16 protein-coding genes are annotated in these 14,949 nt (G+C 63.1%); 4 read left to right on the top strand and 12 right to left on the bottom strand.

All coding sequences use genetic code 11. The features are described from left to right. Positions 1-10: 10 nt before the first annotated feature. From tkt to AQZ49_RS05955, 4 genes are all read right to left on the bottom strand, one after another. Complete coding sequence (gene tkt, locus AQZ49_RS05970) at positions 11-1,993, bottom strand: transketolase (RefSeq protein ID WP_067613931.1); 1,983 nt, start codon at positions 1,991-1,993, stop codon at positions 11-13. Between the two features lie 115 nt (positions 1,994-2,108). Continuing rightward, a complete protein-coding gene (locus AQZ49_RS05965; protein ID WP_231738918.1) occupies positions 2,109-3,266 on the bottom strand; it encodes a winged helix-turn-helix domain-containing protein in 1,158 nt (385 codons plus the stop codon). A gap of 73 nt (positions 3,267-3,339) precedes the next feature. Next, positions 3,340-4,191, bottom strand: a complete 852-nt coding sequence (locus AQZ49_RS22725) for a copper resistance protein B (RefSeq protein ID WP_156428162.1) — start codon at positions 4,189-4,191, stop codon at positions 3,340-3,342. Further along, positions 4,188-5,894 carry a copper resistance system multicopper oxidase gene (locus AQZ49_RS05955; RefSeq protein ID WP_067613927.1) on the bottom strand — a complete coding sequence of 569 codons (1,707 nt, stop codon included), beginning with the start codon at positions 5,892-5,894 and terminating at the stop codon, positions 4,188-4,190. Before AQZ49_RS05955 ends, AQZ49_RS22725 begins: the two co-directional genes overlap by 4 nt. A gap of 105 nt (positions 5,895-5,999) precedes the next feature. Between AQZ49_RS05955 and AQZ49_RS05950 the strand changes: the two genes are divergently transcribed. Next, on the top strand, positions 6,000-6,404 hold the full coding sequence (locus AQZ49_RS05950) for a MerR family DNA-binding protein (protein WP_067613926.1): 405 nt from the start codon (positions 6,000-6,002) through the stop codon (positions 6,402-6,404). Positions 6,405-6,439: 35 nt separating this feature from the next. On the opposite strand, the gene AQZ49_RS05945 is transcribed toward AQZ49_RS05950, so the two are convergent. Further along, the gene (locus AQZ49_RS05945) at positions 6,440-7,363 is read right to left on the bottom strand and encodes an alpha/beta hydrolase (RefSeq protein WP_231738915.1); all 924 of its coding nucleotides are present in this window, start codon (positions 7,361-7,363) and stop codon (positions 6,440-6,442) included. A 259-nt stretch (positions 7,364-7,622) separates the two neighbouring features. On the opposite strand from AQZ49_RS05945, the gene AQZ49_RS05940 reads away from it, so the two are divergent. Next, a complete protein-coding gene (locus AQZ49_RS05940; RefSeq protein ID WP_067613925.1) occupies positions 7,623-8,912 on the top strand; it encodes an adenylosuccinate synthase in 1,290 nt (429 codons plus the stop codon). A gap of 105 nt (positions 8,913-9,017) precedes the next feature. Further along, entirely contained in the window at positions 9,018-10,100 is a 1,083-nt protein-coding gene (locus AQZ49_RS05935) for a winged helix DNA-binding protein (protein WP_369819085.1), read from the top strand. Positions 10,101-10,149: 49 nt separating this feature from the next. On the opposite strand, the gene AQZ49_RS05930 is transcribed toward AQZ49_RS05935, so the two are convergent. The 3 genes from AQZ49_RS05930 to folE all read right to left on the bottom strand — a co-directional run bounded on the left by AQZ49_RS05930 (position 10,150) and on the right by folE (position 12,322). Further along, positions 10,150-10,548, bottom strand: coding sequence for a winged helix-turn-helix domain-containing protein (locus tag AQZ49_RS05930; RefSeq protein WP_067614282.1), 399 nt, complete (start codon positions 10,546-10,548; stop codon positions 10,150-10,152). A gap of 139 nt (positions 10,549-10,687) precedes the next feature. Beyond that, on the bottom strand, positions 10,688-11,644 hold the full coding sequence (locus AQZ49_RS05925; RefSeq protein ID WP_067613922.1) for an NAD(P)/FAD-dependent oxidoreductase: 957 nt from the start codon (positions 11,642-11,644) through the stop codon (positions 10,688-10,690). 12 nt (positions 11,645-11,656) lie between these two features. Continuing rightward, complete coding sequence (gene folE, locus AQZ49_RS05920) at positions 11,657-12,322, bottom strand: GTP cyclohydrolase I FolE (protein ID WP_082701563.1); 666 nt, start codon at positions 12,320-12,322, stop codon at positions 11,657-11,659. A gap of 194 nt (positions 12,323-12,516) precedes the next feature. Between folE and AQZ49_RS05915 the strand changes: the two genes are divergently transcribed. Continuing rightward, a complete protein-coding gene (locus tag AQZ49_RS05915; RefSeq protein WP_369819084.1) occupies positions 12,517-13,092 on the top strand; it encodes a PAS domain-containing protein in 576 nt (191 codons plus the stop codon). Between the two features lie 497 nt (positions 13,093-13,589). On the opposite strand, the gene AQZ49_RS05910 is transcribed toward AQZ49_RS05915, so the two are convergent. From AQZ49_RS05910 to AQZ49_RS05900, 4 genes are read right to left on the bottom strand one after another with little or no spacing between them, the layout of a single operon-like run. Continuing rightward, positions 13,590-13,877, bottom strand: coding sequence for a hypothetical protein (locus AQZ49_RS05910; RefSeq protein ID WP_067613920.1), 288 nt, complete (start codon positions 13,875-13,877; stop codon positions 13,590-13,592). Next, positions 13,877-14,341, bottom strand: a complete 465-nt coding sequence (locus AQZ49_RS05905) for a hypothetical protein (protein ID WP_067613918.1) — start codon at positions 14,339-14,341, stop codon at positions 13,877-13,879. Before AQZ49_RS05905 ends, AQZ49_RS05910 begins: the two co-directional genes overlap by 1 nt. A gap of 51 nt (positions 14,342-14,392) precedes the next feature. Then, positions 14,393-14,551 carry a hypothetical protein gene (locus AQZ49_RS22155; RefSeq protein ID WP_156428161.1) on the bottom strand — a complete coding sequence of 53 codons (159 nt, stop codon included), beginning with the start codon at positions 14,549-14,551 and terminating at the stop codon, positions 14,393-14,395. 2 nt (positions 14,552-14,553) lie between these two features. Further along, positions 14,554-14,835, bottom strand: a complete 282-nt coding sequence (locus AQZ49_RS05900; protein ID WP_067613916.1) for a hypothetical protein — start codon at positions 14,833-14,835, stop codon at positions 14,554-14,556. Positions 14,836-14,949: the final 114 nt, after the last annotated feature.

Raw genomic sequence — 14,949 nt, 5'->3', positions numbered from 1 at the left:
CTACGCTCCCTCAGCGGGCAAGATGATCGGCGATGCGCCGGGCGATGGTTTGGGGGGTGAGCCCGAAATGGTCGAACAGTTCGGGGCCCGAGGCGGATTCGCCAAAGCTGTCGATCCCCAACGTCAGACCGTCGAGCCCAGTGATCGCGCGCCAGGGCCCGGTCGATCCCGCCTCGATCGATACGCACAGGCTGGTCCGGCGTTGCAACAGGCGGTCGATCGCGGCGGCATCCTGTTCGGCCAGCAGTTCTAGGCACGGCGCGGAAATGACCCCGGCGACGATCCCCAGATCCTGCAAGGCATCGCACGCAGCCAGCGCCAGATGCACTTCCGATCCGGTTGCGATCAGTGTGACGGCGCGTTCCTGCGCCGGGTCGGTCAGCGTATAGGCGCCGGTGGCGCTGCGATTTTCGGCCGTGTCGTGGCGCAGCAGCGGCAGGTCCTGCCGCGACAGCGCGAACACCGAGGGGCCATCGTGGCGCAGTGCCAGTTCCCAGCATTCGGCCACTTCGACCGCATCGGCGGGGCGAAACACGCGCAAGCCGGGGATCAGCCGCAGACTGGCAAGGTGTTCGATCGGCTGATGAGTCGGCCCGTCTTCACCCAGCGCGATCGAATCATGCGTCAACACATGAATGACGCGCAGCCGCATCAGCGCGGCCAGCCGGATCGCCGGGCGGCTGTAATCGCTGAACACCAGGAACGTGCCGCCATAGGGGACATAGGCGCCGGACAGCGCGATGCCGTTCATCGCCGCGGCCATGGCATGTTCGCGAATGCCATAGCGCAGATACGTGCCGCCGGGGTCGGCCCGCGTGACGTCGCGATGCGTGCCGACGCGCGTACCGTTCGAACCGCTGAGATCGGCCGATCCGCCCAGCAGCCACGGGCAATCGGCGACCAGCAGTTCGAGCGCGGCCTTGGAACTGACGCGTGTTGCCTGTGGTGCGGTGGTTGCCACGGCCCGGGCGCGCACCGCGTCGATGGTGGCCGCCGGAACGCGGGGCAGGTGGCGCAGTTCGATTGCCGTCACGCGGTCACCCACGGCGGCCTCGCTTTGCAAAAGCAAGCCGTGCCACACGTCCCGCGCCAGGGCGCCGCGATGGCCGACTGACAGCCAGCGCTGGCGGATCGCGGGCGGCAAGTCGAACGGGGTGTGCGGCCAGTCGAGCCCGGCGCGCATACCTGCGATTTCGGCCGCGCCAAGCGGCGAGCCGTGGATGCCCGCCTGACCAGCCTTGTCGGGTGCGCCACGCCCGATCTGCGTGCGGCAGGCAATCAGCGTCGGGCGTGCGTTGGTCTGTGCCTGGCCGAGCGCGCGGTCGATGGCATCGATATCGTGGCCATCGATCGCCAGGGTGTCCCAGCCATAGGCGGCAAAGCGGTCGAGCACCGCTTCCGATGTGGACAGCGACACCGGCCCGTCGATCGAAATGCCGTTGTCGTCGAACAGCACGACCAGATTGTCGAGCCCGAGATGGCCTGCCAGCGCACCAGCCTCGTGGCTGATGCCTTCCATCATGCAGCCATCGCCCGCCATCACGAACACGCGGTGCCCGGCGATCGGCTCGCCCAATTCGTGCGCCAGCTTGCGCCCGGCGATCGCCATGCCGACCGCCGTGGCCAGCCCCTGGCCGAGTGGGCCGGTGGTGCATTCGATCCCCGGCGTATGGCCGAATTCCGGGTGACCGGGGGTCAGGCTGCCCTTGCGGCGCAAGGCCTGGCACTGGTCAAGCGTGATCGACGGCACGCCGATCAGATGCAACACGGCATAGGCCAGCGCGGAACCGTGCCCGCTGGACAGCACGAAGCGGTCGCGCGCGATCCATTCGGGGTGGCGCGGATCGAATTTGAGATGATTGGCAAATAGCACGGTGGCGACATCGGCCATACCCATCGGCATGCCGGGATGGCCCGATCCCGCCGCTTCGACCATATCGGCGCACAGCACGCGCAACAGCGTGGCCATCGGCGCAAGTTCCAGACGATCCATGATTCCCCCGTTGGCGCGGCGGTGCGCGCCGTTTGCCCGTCATTCGCGGCGGCTCGTAGCAGATTGAAAAAGGTAGCGCTATCATAAACAGGCTGACGGCCCGGCCGATGCGTGTTCAGGCCACGGTTTCCAGATCCAGCCAAGCGGCCATGCGATGCAATTCCTGGTCCAGCCGGCTGTCGGTGTGGGGCGGCGCGCCGGGTTCCAGATGACGGGACTGGACCAGCAATCGGCGATTCGCCCGGTCGGCCTTGAGGTCGACCCGGGCCACGATCCGATCCCCGACCAGCAGCGGCAGGACGTAATAGCCGTGTACGCGCTTTTCGGCGGGGACATAGATTTCGATGCGATAGCGAAATCCGAACAGGCGCTCGGTGCGGTCGCGTTCCCAGATCAGCGGGTCGAACGGCGCGAGCAGCGCCTGCGCCTCGATCCGGCGCGGACGGCGCGCGGCAGGGTCCAGATAGGCGGGCTGTTTCCAGCCTTCGACCTGCACCGGCACCAGCGCGCCTTCGTCAACCAGCCGGTCGATGGCCACGCGCGTTTCGGTGACGCCCAGCCGGAAATAGTCGCGCAGATCTGACGCGGTGGCGATGCCCAGGGCTTGGGCCGAACGCAGCACCAGCGCGCGAAAGGCATCGGCATCGCTCGGTCTGGGCAGATCGAGAATGGCGGCGGGGATCACCCGCTCGGGCAGGTCATAGACCCGTTCAAAGCTGTTGCGGCGCGTCTGCGTGGTCAGGTGCCCCGCCCAGAACAGCCATTCCAGCATCTGCTTGCTGTCGCCCCATTCCCACCAGCCAGGACGACTGCGCCCATCGTTGCAGTCCGACGCCGCCAGCGGGCCGTTGTCGCGAATGCGGCCGAGCAGCGCCTCTGCCTCGGCACGGCGCTCGCCCGCAAAGACACGCAAGGCCGACCAGCCGGCTTCGCCACGATCGGCGCGGGCCATGCGCCATCGCAGCAGGGGTTGCAGGTCGAGCGGCAGCAGCGAAGCCTCGTGCGCCCAATATTCGAACAGCCGTCGTTCCGACTTGCGCGCCCAGGCGGCCCGATCCAGCAAGGTGCGCGAATACCCGCCCAGCCGTGCATAGGCGGGCAGATAGTGCGCGCGGGCCAGCACGTTGACGCTGTCGATCTGGAACAACTGGGTCCTGGCCAGGGTGCGGCGCAGATGACCCTGATTGGGGCTGGCGGGATGCGGCTGGTCGAATCCCTGCGCGGCAAGGGCGATGCGGCGGGCCGCGGGCAGGCTGAGCTGGGGCAGGGTCACGATCGACAGCGATAGGCGATGCGGCGTTGGCTGCGCAACGGCGTTGGGTGCGCAGTTCTGGCCGCCTCCTGGTTCAGAACCAGAACCGCGCACCCGCGACAAAGCTGGTGCTGGTCGGGTCCTTGCCTGCGGCGCGGGTATAGTCGGCGGTGCGCCCGGTTTGCGCTTCGTAAGAGATACCCACGTAGGGCGCGAACCGGCGGGTGATCTCGTAGCGCAGGCGCAGGCCCAGCTCGGCATCATAGAGCCCGCTGCCGATGCGGCGGCGGGGCGTGTCCTGCGCCGAAAAGTTCAGTTCGACACGCGGTTGCAGCACGATACGCTGTGTCACGCGTTGATCATACCATCCCTCCAGCCGGGCGAGCACTTCGCCACGGGTCGAAACGAACAGCCGCGCTTCGGTCTGGGCCATATAGGGTGCCAGACCCTCGATGCCGATGGTGGCATAAGTTCGGGCGGGCTTTGGCGTGATATCCTGCCGCACGCCTGCCTCGAGATTGAACCAGGGACCGATCGCCCGGCTGTAGAGCGCCTGAACTTCGGCATTCTCGGTGCCCTGATCGATCGTGCCGGTGCCTTCGCTGCGCAGTTCGGCACGGTTGATATCGCCGCCGAGCCACGCCTCTGCGTCCCAGCGATAGCCATCGTGATCCCGGCTAGCCTGATATTCGGCGAGATTCGCAGAGACCTGATAGAATGTCTGCCCGCCCTGTTCCTGCATCATCCGGCGATAGGCGGCATCGATCGCCGCAGCGGGGTATTGCCGGTCGGCGTAGTGGTCATCCGGAACCGGCGGGGGCGCTGCATCGCCCGCGGGCGAGGGTGCATTGCCCATGGTCATGCCGGGCATGGCCTGTCCCTGGGCGATGTCCGGCGCCGACGCCAGCAGGGCCACGCCAAGCATCGTTGCGCGCAAGTGCCTCACGCGCGATCCCCCTCGCGAACGCTGAACGTGCGCATCATGCCGGCATGCATGTGGTACAGCAGGTGGCAGTGGAACGCCCAATCTCCGGGATTGTCGGCGGTGAAATCCCAGGTGACCGTCCCGCCCGGCTGGACAATGACGGTGTGTTTTCGCGGGGCGTGATCGCCCTGCCCGGTGACAAGTTCGAAGTAGTGGCCGTGAAGATGGATGGGATGCGCCATCATCGTGTCGTTGACGAGCTTCACGCGCACACGCTCGCCCAGGCGAAACGGGAAGGGAGCCATCGCATCCGACATCTTCACGCCGTCGAACGACCACATGAAGCGGGCCATGTTGCCGGTGAGATGGATGGTCAGCGCGCGTGTCGGCGCGCGCCGATCCGGGTTTGGCTGCAGCGCGACCAACTGGCGATAGGTAAGCACGCGATGGCCGACATTGTCGAGGCCTTGTCCCGGATAGTCGGTGCGATCGACCGGCATCGGGTTGATCGTTTGCACACCGGGATTTCGCGCGACCCCGGCGGCGTGCGAAAAATCGCGCATGGTCATGACCATGGCCGACTTGCCCATGGCGTCGGACATGCCGGGCATATCCATGCCCATATCCTTCATTGTCGCCAGTGGGCGCCTGCGCAGCGGTGGCAAAGGGGCGACCATCCCGGCGCGCGGCGCCAGGGTGGCGCGCGCCATGCCCGAACGGTCGACGCTTTCGGCGACCAGCGTGTAGGCGCGATCGGCGGGCGTCACGATCAGATCATAGGTCTCGGCAATGCCGATCTGGAACTCATCGGTTTCGACCGGTCTGACATTCTGCCCGTCGGCCTGGACAATCGTCACCGGCAGGTCTGGCAGGCGCACGTTGAACGTGGTCATCGACGAGGCATTGATGATGCGCAGCCGTACCCGCTCGCCCGGCACGAACAGCGCCGTCCAGTTGTCGTGCGGGCCATGGCCGTTGACGAGATAGGTGTAAGTGGCGGCGGTGGCATCGGCGATGTCGGTCGGCGACATGCGCATGCCGCCCCACCTGATCCGTTCCTCCAGGGTTTGATCGTGTCCCGCGATCAGGCCGGCCAGTGTCTGCTTCTGGAAATCGTAATAGCCATCACCCAGTTTCAGTCGGCGAAATATCGTGTGTGGATCGGCAGGGCTGTGGTCCGACAGCACGATGACGTGTTCGCGGTCATACCCGACGGGATCGGGTTCGGCCGGGTCGATGACGATCGGCCCGTAAAGACCGGATTGTTCCTGCAGGCCGGAATGGCTGTGATACCAGAACGTGCCGTTCTGCCGCACCGGAAATTCGGCGGTGAAACTCTGGCCTGGGGCGATGCCGGGAAACGACAGACCGGGCACCCCGTCCATCAGCGCCGGGACCAACAGCCCGTGCCAATGGATCGAACTGTCTTCGCTCAGCGTGTTGACCACATGCATGCGCGCGGTACGCCCCTCTTTCAGGCGGACCAGCGGGCCGGGCACGCTGCCGTTCATGCCGATCGCGTGCGTGGCGCGACCATCGATGATCATCGTCTGTCGGGCAATGTGCAGCACGATGTCGTCGTCCGATGCGGCCCGATCGGGACTGGTGAACCCCCGCGAAACCGGCTGTGCCCAGCCAGGCAGACACGCGGTCAACCCTGCTGCGCCGCCAAGCGTCAGGCCGGAGCGAAGCACTGCACGTCGGCTGAAGGTGCGGTTTGTCATGGATAGGGGTTTCTGCCTGTTTGTTGGTTCGGCCGATTGACAGTTTGATCTGATCGGACCGAGGCGTTATAACATCCGTACCATGGTACGGGGTCAAGCGCCGAAATGACGACCATCGCGGGACTGGCACGAGCAGGCGGTGTCGGAGTTGAAACTGTCCGCTATTATCAACGGCGCGGCCTGCTCGAAACGCCGGACAAGCCGGGCGGAGGCGGGGTGTCCGGTGGCATCCGGCGCTATGGCAAAACCGCTATCCGTCGGCTGCGCTTCATCAGATCGGCCCAGGCTGCGGGCTTCACATTGGATCAGATTGCCGAATTGCTCGATCTTGATGCCAGCGAAGATCGCCTTCGCGTGCGCGCCCTGGCCCGTGAGCGGATTGCCGCGCTCGATGCGAAGATCGCAGACCTGGTGGCAGCACGCACCGCGCTGAAACATCTGGCTGTGGAGTGCCAGGCCAGCCCGACCGGACCATGCCCGATCATCGCCGCGTTTGAGCGGGGCACCTAGGGCATGATGCGTTTACGGCCTAAACGCATCGTGCCCTAGATTTTCGCGGTGGCCGCAAGGCGGGGCACGGATATGCGACTGGCCAGGATGCGATCAATCCATTGATCGACAGCGGTGGTGCCGGGCCATGCCGGATCGCCAAGGCGACGGTTGCTGGCGATGTGGCCCAGCAGGCCGCGGCCCGGCAGTGCGACAAGATCGACGGTGCTGCCTGCGCGGCGCAATGCAGCGGTCAGCGTTTCGGTCTGGCGGATGCCGTCGCGCCGGTTGACGTAGAGCAGCATCCAGTTGGCGACATTGGGTGCCGTGGCCTGGCTGGTGGGGGACAAGATGTGCTGGCGGTCGGGTTCGTTGCCAAACGCCTGACGATAGAGCGACCGCAGCAGCAGCGGGGCCTCGCGGATCTGTTGCCCGACTGCATAGGCGGCCCCGTCGATGGCGATGATCCCGGCAATGGCGTCGAACGACAGGCCTGCCGATTGCAGCCAACGGGGATCGGTACCGACCAGCGCGGCAAGATGCGCGCCCGCGCTGTGCCCCATCAGCAGGACCCGGGTGCGATCAACACCCAGACGATCAGCCTCTGCGAACAGCGCGCCGAGGGCCTGGGCCAGATCGGCGGCCTGATCTTCCACTCTGACGTCGGGCACCAATCGATAGCCGACCGTGGCGAAAGCCAGCCCGCGCGCGGTGAAATGCGCAATCTTTGCATGCCCGGTGGCGTTTTCCGTTGTGCCCATGCTCCAGCCGCCACCGTGGATGAAGACAATCAACGGGGCAGCGCGGCGTGTCTCTTCCAGCGTATGGTGCGCAGGCCAGAATTCGATCGACTGCGCCAGGTCCGGGCCAAAGGCAATGCTGTCGCTCGGCAATAGCGCACGCTGGTGCGCGCGCGTCTCGAACCATTTGCCCAAGATCAGGCCAATCGTGATCAACATGCTGACAAACGGGTTGCGCAACGCAGGTGATCCTTTGGCACTGGCAGGATACATAGTATCTGGCGCAACCACACGCGCAAGGGAAGCGTGATCGGATGGCGGTGTCGGTTAGAAAGGGCAGGCCGCCGGGTGGCAGGTCTTGACTTGCGGCTTGATCTCCCCCTAGTGCGCCCCCGCGCAGTCACGAGCCGGGCAACCACGGCTTGTTCGTTCTATCCGCAACGCCGAGTCCTGTCGAAGGGCGTTTCGCGGATCACCCGGCAGGGGAAAAATTGTATCCATGGCAAATGTTACCGTAATCGGCGCCCAGTGGGGCGATGAGGGCAAGGGCAAGATCGTCGACTGGCTGGCCAGCCGCGCGGATGCGGTCGTGCGGTTTCAGGGTGGGCACAATGCCGGCCACACGCTGGTGGTGGGCGAACAGGTCTACAAGCTGAGCCTGTTGCCATCGGGAATCGTGACAGGCACGCTGTCGATCATCGGCAACGGGGTGGTGCTCGATCCCTGGGCGTTGAAGGCTGAAGTGGAAAAGCTGACCGCGCAAGGCGTGACGATCAATGCAGAGAATTTTGCGATCGCCGACAATTGCCCGCTGATCCTGCCCTTGCACCGCGATCTCGATGGATTGCGCGAGGCAGCGGCCGGTACCGGCAAGATCGGCACGACCGGGCGCGGGATCGGCCCGGCCTATGAAGACAAAGTGGGACGGCGCGCGATCCGCGTGTGTGATCTGGCGCATCTCGATGCACTTGAATCGCAACTCGACCGGCTATGCGCGCACCACGATGCGCTGCGCGCGGGATTTGGCCAGCAACCGGTTGATCGTGCCGCGCTGGTGGCTGAACTGCGCGAGATCGCACCGTTTGTCCTGCAATTTGCGCAAGTCGTGTGGAAACGTCTGCAGATCGTGCGCAAGGCGGGTGCACGGGTGCTGTTTGAAGGCGCCCAGGGCGTCCTGCTTGACGTCGATCACGGCACGTATCCGTTCGTCACGTCGTCCAACACTGTATCCGGTACGGCGGCGTCTGGTTCCGGCCTTGGCCCGGCGGCAACCGGTTTCGTGCTGGGTATCGTGAAAGCGTATACCACGCGGGTTGGATCGGGTCCGTTCCCGACAGAACTGACCGATGCGACCGGTCAGAAACTGGGCGAGCGCGGCCACGAATTTGGCACGGTTACCGGGCGCAAGCGGCGGTGCGGCTGGTTCGATGCCGTGCTCGTGCGGCAGTCCTGCGCCATTTCCGGGGTGACCGGGATCGCGTTGACCAAGCTCGACGTGCTCGACGGATTTGACAAAGTGCGGATCTGCACCGGGTATCGCCTGCGCGGCAAAGTGCTTGATTATCTGCCAAGCCACGCCGCCGACCAGGCGGAGGTAGAGCCGATCTACGAAGAAATGGATGGGTGGCACGGCACAACGGCGGGTGCGCGTTCGTGGGCGGATCTGCCTGCGCAGGCGATCAAATATATCCAGCGCGTGCAGGAACTGATCGAAACGCCGGTGGCGTTGGTATCGACGTCTCCCGAACGGGAAGACACGATTCTCGTGCGCGATCCTTTCGTCGATTGACCTAGCCGGGGCGGCGAAGGCGCTTGCCCCGGAGCACACGCCGTTGCGGGCCTTGATCCAATTTCGAGGCATCCGTAGTTGACCTTATGTCCGTTTGTTCCACTCTTGTTCGCGTTCCGGCGCGAAAGGATCAGACGGATTATGGGACAGGCTGCATCGCAATACGACTACGGCTGTGGCGATCCCGGCTCTGGGCAGGGATTGGGTTCTGGCCACGGTTTTGGTTCGGGTAATCGCGCCGGGATGGCCGTGTCGATCTATGCCGATCGCGGTTATCTTCGGGCGGAAATGGCCGAAGATGCCGCGGCGGCAGGTCTGCGCGTGGCGCAGACGACCGATCTCGCCTGTTTGCTTGAGCCTGGCGATCCACCCGTGTTGCCCGATCTCGTACTGGTGGATTGTCCGGTGATTGACGGGGCTGAACTGGCCGCCCTGGCACGGCTGGATCAGCGTGCGTCGCAAATGGGGTCGCATCTGGTGGTGTCGACTTCGATGGGGTCGCTCGATGAAGTGTTTGGCTGCCTTGATCATGCCGACGCGCAGATTCTGGTAACGCCGAGCCGAGCCGACCGGGTGATCGCGTTGGGTCGTGTTCTGGCGAGGACCGGCAACCGGGTCCGCGAACTCTCGGAAGAGGACCGGCTTAGCCTGCTGCGTCTAACCGACCAAGTCAGCCAGATTGCCCACAAGCTCGAACAACTTTCTTCGCACAGTGCGAGCGAGACACCGGGCGTTTTCCGGTTTGAAAATCAGCCAGGCTATCCCGGCAAATCGGATGCCAAGCTTGATCCGCAGTTCGACGGTGGTAGCGACCGGTTGGTCAGAGCATCAAGGCCACCGCTCCCCGATCCGCGTCTGGTGCGCAAGATCATCCGTCAACGGCAATTGCGGGCGCGGTTCTTTGAAGGTGATCTGTTTGCCGATCCGGCATGGGACATGCTGCTTGATCTCACCGCCGCGCGGGTCGAGCATGTCCGGGTTTCGGTTACGTCGTTGTGCATTGCTTCGGGCGTACCTCCCACGACAGCGTTGCGCTGGATCGGGCAAATGACCGATGCGGGCCTGTTGCAGCGCGTGGACGATGAGACCGACCGGCGGCGCGCTTTCATTACGCTCACCGACAAGGCTGCCGATGCGATGGCGCGCTATTTTGCGGAATTGGGGACAAGCGCCAGCAGTCTGGTTTGATCCCATCAAAATGGCGCGCGCTGCCTCGCCATTGGGGTGCAGCGTTCGTTCAGGCGATTTCAATAGATTGCGAAGAGCCGGAATGGGGCTGGCTTTCCAACGGTTCTTCGCGAAGCATCAGCGCCAGTTCCTGCCAGCCACTGTCCGCCGCGCACGTTTCGATGCTGGCATGGAGGGCGCGGTAACGCGCAAGTACGGCCGTCCCGAGCTCGGTCAACCGCGCGCCACCGCTCGCTCTGCCAGGGACGGTTTCAACAATGCGACCATTCCAGCAGCGGTTCATCACATCGACCAATTGCCAGGCGCGGCGATAACTCATGCCCAGTTGCCGTGCCGCGCCGGCGATCGATCCGGTCGCAGTGATCTGGTCAAGAAGCGCAGCTTTGCCAGGCCCCATGGCGATCGCGTCTGCACATAGCAGTTGAAGTTTAAGCTTCAGCTCGGGCATCGCCACATCCTTCACAGCCTGCAGTCCAGAGCCCTATTCTCGCCGAGAGCGGTCCGCTATTCAAGTTCGTAGATGGCTGCTGGGGTGGGGGTGCGAAGCACCGTCGCTACGCGACCGAGCGCGCTGTGATTTGGTGGGCCTATTCAGCCGCGATGGAAATCTCTGTGACCATGCGTTCAGCGAGCCGGCGACCGGACAGCCATGCACATTCGATGTTGGGCCCAAGCAACCAGTCACCGCAGGCGCCCAGTTGAAGTCCGGGGTTCCATAGGCAGCCAAGCCCGGTGCCAGCAGAAAGGCCATAACGCCAGCGGTGGATGGATTGCGCAATCACTTCGGGAAGCGAACTCCCTGATAGTGTTGACAACGCATCGAGGAGCAAGGGGCCAACTTCATCGGGCGTGTGTTCGAGGTGTCTTACTGTCCACTGCGGCTCGGCTTGCACCACCCATCGTTCCGGACCCGATCTGCCTGGCTTTGCGTTATCGCGCGCTGCCCAGGCAAAAAGTCCGCTGTTGCGCACGATGTTTTGGGGAAGCGCCAGCGGCTGGGCAAAGGCAAACATGCCCGTCCAGCATGGTTGCGAACGGGCAAACAGTGCCGCTTGGGCCAGTTCGAAATCGTGCAGAGTCAGGATCGGCGCGGTCTGTTCTGCAGGAAGGGCAAGCACTACGCCATCGTACAACGTGGTACCATGACCTTCGCAAATCAGTTGCCACTGTCGCCCGTGTCGCTTCAGACCTTTGACCAGAGCTGAAAACGAAACGTCGTGCTCTTGGGAGACATGGCGCAAGATCGCGTTCATGGTCGGCGTTCCGACAAATGCATCGGCCCGGGCTTCCGGCCAACGCGTAACCACGCCACACGCTTCCCATGCGTGGACTTGTTCACCAAAAGCGGTGTCGCGCACACAGAAATATTGGGCACCGAAATCGAATATGGCTGGTCCCTGGGGTGTTTCCAAACGGCGGCTTGACATTCGGCCACCCGGGCCACGACTTTTGTCGAACAGGCTGACTTGGATCCCGGCGCGACGCAGTGATTCTGCGCAGGATAGCCCGGCCATTCCTGCGCCGACAATTGCAACATGTTGCATGGCCAACCGACTTCAACCGCGACGCATCAGGGAAAGCACTTCCTTGCGGCTGCTGGCGTCAGTCAGAAAACATCCGAGCATGCGGCTGGTGATCATGCCTACGCCGGGTGTCCGGACACCTCGTCCAGTCATGCATCCATGGTGCGCTTCGATGACCACGGCAACTCCGTGCGGTTGCAGGTTTTCCCAGATGCACTGGGCCACTTCGCTGGTCAGGCGCTCTTGAATTTGGAGGCGTTTTGCATATCCCTCCAATACCCGCGCTAGCTTTGAAATGCCGACCACCCGATTGCGTGGGAGATAGGCGATCGATGCAGTTCCCGTAATCGGCGCCAAATGGTGTTCGCAATGCGATTGAAACGGAATGTCCTTCAATAGCACGACTTCGTCGTACCCTGCGACCTCGCTGAATGTACGACGCAGATGGATGCCCGGTTCTTCGCAGTAACCGGCGCAATATTCTCGCCAGGCACGCCCCACGCGTGTCGGAGTGTCGATCAGACCCTCTCTTTCAGGGTCATCACCGGCCCAGCGCAACAGCGTGCGCACCGCCTCCTGCACATATGCAGGCACGTCGGGCTTGCTTGCGCTCGTTTCTGACCCGCTGTCTGTCAGCTCGCCGTCGCACGTGCTGCAATCCGCATCGGCGTGTTCGACGTCCAACGGAACATAGTTCATTGCAATCGTTCCTTTCGCCCCGGCTAGCGACAAGGATCTGTCCGACCGCCGGCTCTCCGGCAACGAAAGCACTGTCACTTTCAGCCGAACTTGCGCTAAGGATCGTCTTACGCTTGTGCTGCGGCAACATGATCCTAAGGGCAGTTGTGACCTGCGCAGCAAAAGCGTTGAGAGGTGTCATGGCAATCGGTACAATGATCGAAAATAGCCTGGTGGCTGCGGTTGTCAGCAACCCGCGCTTGGCAGACAACCCCATCGTTGCGTGCAACAAGGCATTCATCGATCTGACCGGGTATACTCCGGCCGAGATTATTGGACGCAATTGCCGGTTTTTGCGAGGACCAGAGACCGAAGCGGATTTGAGCGAGCAATTGCGGGCGGGCATTGCTGGCAGAGTGCCGGTGATGGTCGAAATCCTGAATTATAAAAAGGATGGCACCCCGTTTCGTAACGCCGTGATGATTGCCCCGATTTTTGACGCAGAGGGAGAGCTCGAGTATTTTCTGGGCTCGCAAGTGGAGTTGTCGGCCGGAGCGGATGCAAGTCGCAAGGATCGAGCTGCGATTGCTAAGGAAAAGGTCGAGGCTTTGCCCAGACGGCAACGGGAAATTCTGGAATGTATTGCGGCTGGAAAACTCAACAAGCAGATCGCGTGGGAATTGCAGCTGAGCGAACGCACGGTCAAACTGCATCGAGCGGCTGTCTTGAAAGCGCTTGGTGTGCGAACGAGCGCCGATGCGATTCGGATGGCAATCGAGGCCGGCCTGTAATTCTGCCGACGTGAAAAACCGGGAGAGGGCGGCACTTGGCTTGGGCGGCCTGCCTATGTATAGCAGCCGGGTGTGCGGGCGTGGCGGAACAGGTAGACGCAGCGGACTTGAGTTCAAGATCACTTGGGTGCGTGTGGGGAAACCCGCACGATAGAACTGCTCAAATTCGGGGAACCCTTTAACATGGCAATCCCGAGCCAAGCCTTCGGGACAAACGCCTCGAAGGAAGGTGTAGAGACTAGACGGGCAGCACCTAAACCCCTCGCCGGGGCATGGTGAAGGGATAGTCCAGACCACAAACACTGGAGCAGCCATTTGGCCACCAGTGGCGGCGAAAGCCGTAGGAGGTACGAAAATCCGTTGGGCATTGCCCGTGCCGGTTCAAGTCCGGCCGCCCGCACCACGTCTTAGCCAACACAGGCAACGTGCGGCACCTGAAACATCGCGAGCGTCCGGGCCGTCAATCATGGAACCGTCGCAGGTTTCTTCACGAAGCGTCAGGGCGTACGAGCAAGGTCTGGCGTGACCGTGCATGGAACGATGATCGCCATGAGTTGATCAGTTTCGGACCGCAACGCCAAATCTGCTTTTGCCAGCGTGCTGACATCGTGCTGCGCGTCACCGTTCAGGAGAGCGGGCGAGACGATGGCCGGGATCTTGGCCGGGTCGATGCAGCGGATGGCCACCGGGACGCGTACGGTCACCACTTTGTCGTCCATCGCTGGCGGTTGAGCGCTGACGCAGGCGGTGAGCGCCAGGCAAACAGCAAGGGAAAGTGCCCGCATCACAAATCTCCCTGTGCTGCCATGACGTCGGACGGCGTCGCACAAACCGTTTTTCCAGTTGAAGCGGGCGCGATCGTGATCGCTCGCGCTCGGGCGGCACGTTTGTCGGAGCGTGTGATGGCGGCTGCATCGGCTCTGTCACCTTGCGCGACTGCGCTGGCGCTGTCCTTGCCCAACTGCGCGAACGCGGCGTTCTGCTGGGCGATCGCCATGGTCAGGCGTGAATTGCTGGCTCGTTCGGTCGTCAGCGCTTTTTCCGCCTGTGCCTCGTTGGCCTTTGCGTTCGCGGCCAGTGAGGCTTCGTTGCGCGCATACCAGCCAAGCGTAACGATCAGGATCAGGGCGAATGCAAGGAAGGCGGCGAGCGGATTTTTGATGGCCCAGATCCAAGCGTCGGTAAACCAGCCCGCGATTGACGATAGGAGCGACCAGCCCTTGAACAAGCCGAGTATCGCGATGATCATCGTCAGCTCCTGTGGTTGCGTGCGCCGGCAACAGCCAGCGTGTCCTGTAGATTAGAGCGCGTGGCCGAACCAAATCGAACCGAACACGATCAACGCGATCATCAGATCGCCCACACGGTTGGCCACCAGGACCTTTATGTCGATGACGGCCGCCTTGGTGGCGTTTTCTACCGACTTGATGTCGGCAGCAAGGATGGCAGGTTCAGACATGATCAGAATTCCTTTGCGTGAACCGATTTCAGCACGATCGCGCCGTCACGCTTGACGAGATCGGCAAACCAGAAGGGAACTGGCACTTGGAGGATGCCAAGACCCGCACCGCGATGGCATGCGACGCACAGCACCAGCAGGTTGCGCAAATCGTCGGGGCTGGCGACGGGCTTGTCGCCGAGCAGCGCGGCGTCCCCATAGATGTCGAAATGGTCCATCAGGCCCAGCACTTTGGCCGGGTCTGCGATGTTCCATTCGCTCCACTCGATGATGAAATGATGCACTTCCAGGTGAACGACGCTCCCGCACTTGAAACACGGGTTTTTGCGTTTTTTTAGCAGCAGCGCCCTGTTGTGGTCGAATTACGTCGTGTCTCTGGCGGCGCGGGCGGTGTGCTC

The sequence above is a fragment of the Novosphingobium sp. FSW06-99 genome (assembly GCF_001519065.1).
Lineage (GTDB): Bacteria > Pseudomonadota > Alphaproteobacteria > Sphingomonadales > Sphingomonadaceae > Novosphingobium.
This window is presented reverse-complemented; position numbering and strand designations above follow the sequence as displayed.

Excerpts from the sequence above, each read along its gene's own strand:
- tkt (WP_067613931.1), bottom strand. The coding sequence starts at position 1,993 with ATGGATCGTCTGGAACTTGCGCCGATGGCCACGCTGTTGCGCGTGCTG.
- AQZ49_RS05955 (WP_067613927.1), bottom strand. The coding sequence starts at position 5,894 with ATGACAAACCGCACCTTCAGCCGACGTGCAGTGCTTCGCTCCGGCCTG.
- AQZ49_RS05950 (WP_067613926.1), top strand. The coding sequence starts at position 6,000 with ATGACGACCATCGCGGGACTGGCACGAGCAGGCGGTGTCGGAGTTGAA.
- AQZ49_RS05940 (WP_067613925.1), top strand. The coding sequence starts at position 7,623 with ATGGCAAATGTTACCGTAATCGGCGCCCAGTGGGGCGATGAGGGCAAG.
- AQZ49_RS05930 (WP_067614282.1), bottom strand. The coding sequence starts at position 10,548 with ATGCCCGAGCTGAAGCTTAAACTTCAACTGCTATGTGCAGACGCGATC.
- AQZ49_RS05925 (WP_067613922.1), bottom strand. The coding sequence starts at position 11,644 with ATGCAACATGTTGCAATTGTCGGCGCAGGAATGGCCGGGCTATCCTGC.
- folE (WP_082701563.1), bottom strand. The coding sequence starts at position 12,322 with ATGAACTATGTTCCGTTGGACGTCGAACACGCCGATGCGGATTGCAGC.
- AQZ49_RS05915 (WP_369819084.1), top strand. The coding sequence starts at position 12,517 with ATGATCGAAAATAGCCTGGTGGCTGCGGTTGTCAGCAACCCGCGCTTG.
- AQZ49_RS05910 (WP_067613920.1), bottom strand. The coding sequence starts at position 13,877 with ATGCGGGCACTTTCCCTTGCTGTTTGCCTGGCGCTCACCGCCTGCGTC.
- AQZ49_RS05905 (WP_067613918.1), bottom strand. The coding sequence starts at position 14,341 with ATGATCATCGCGATACTCGGCTTGTTCAAGGGCTGGTCGCTCCTATCG.
- AQZ49_RS22155 (WP_156428161.1), bottom strand. The coding sequence starts at position 14,551 with ATGTCTGAACCTGCCATCCTTGCTGCCGACATCAAGTCGGTAGAAAAC.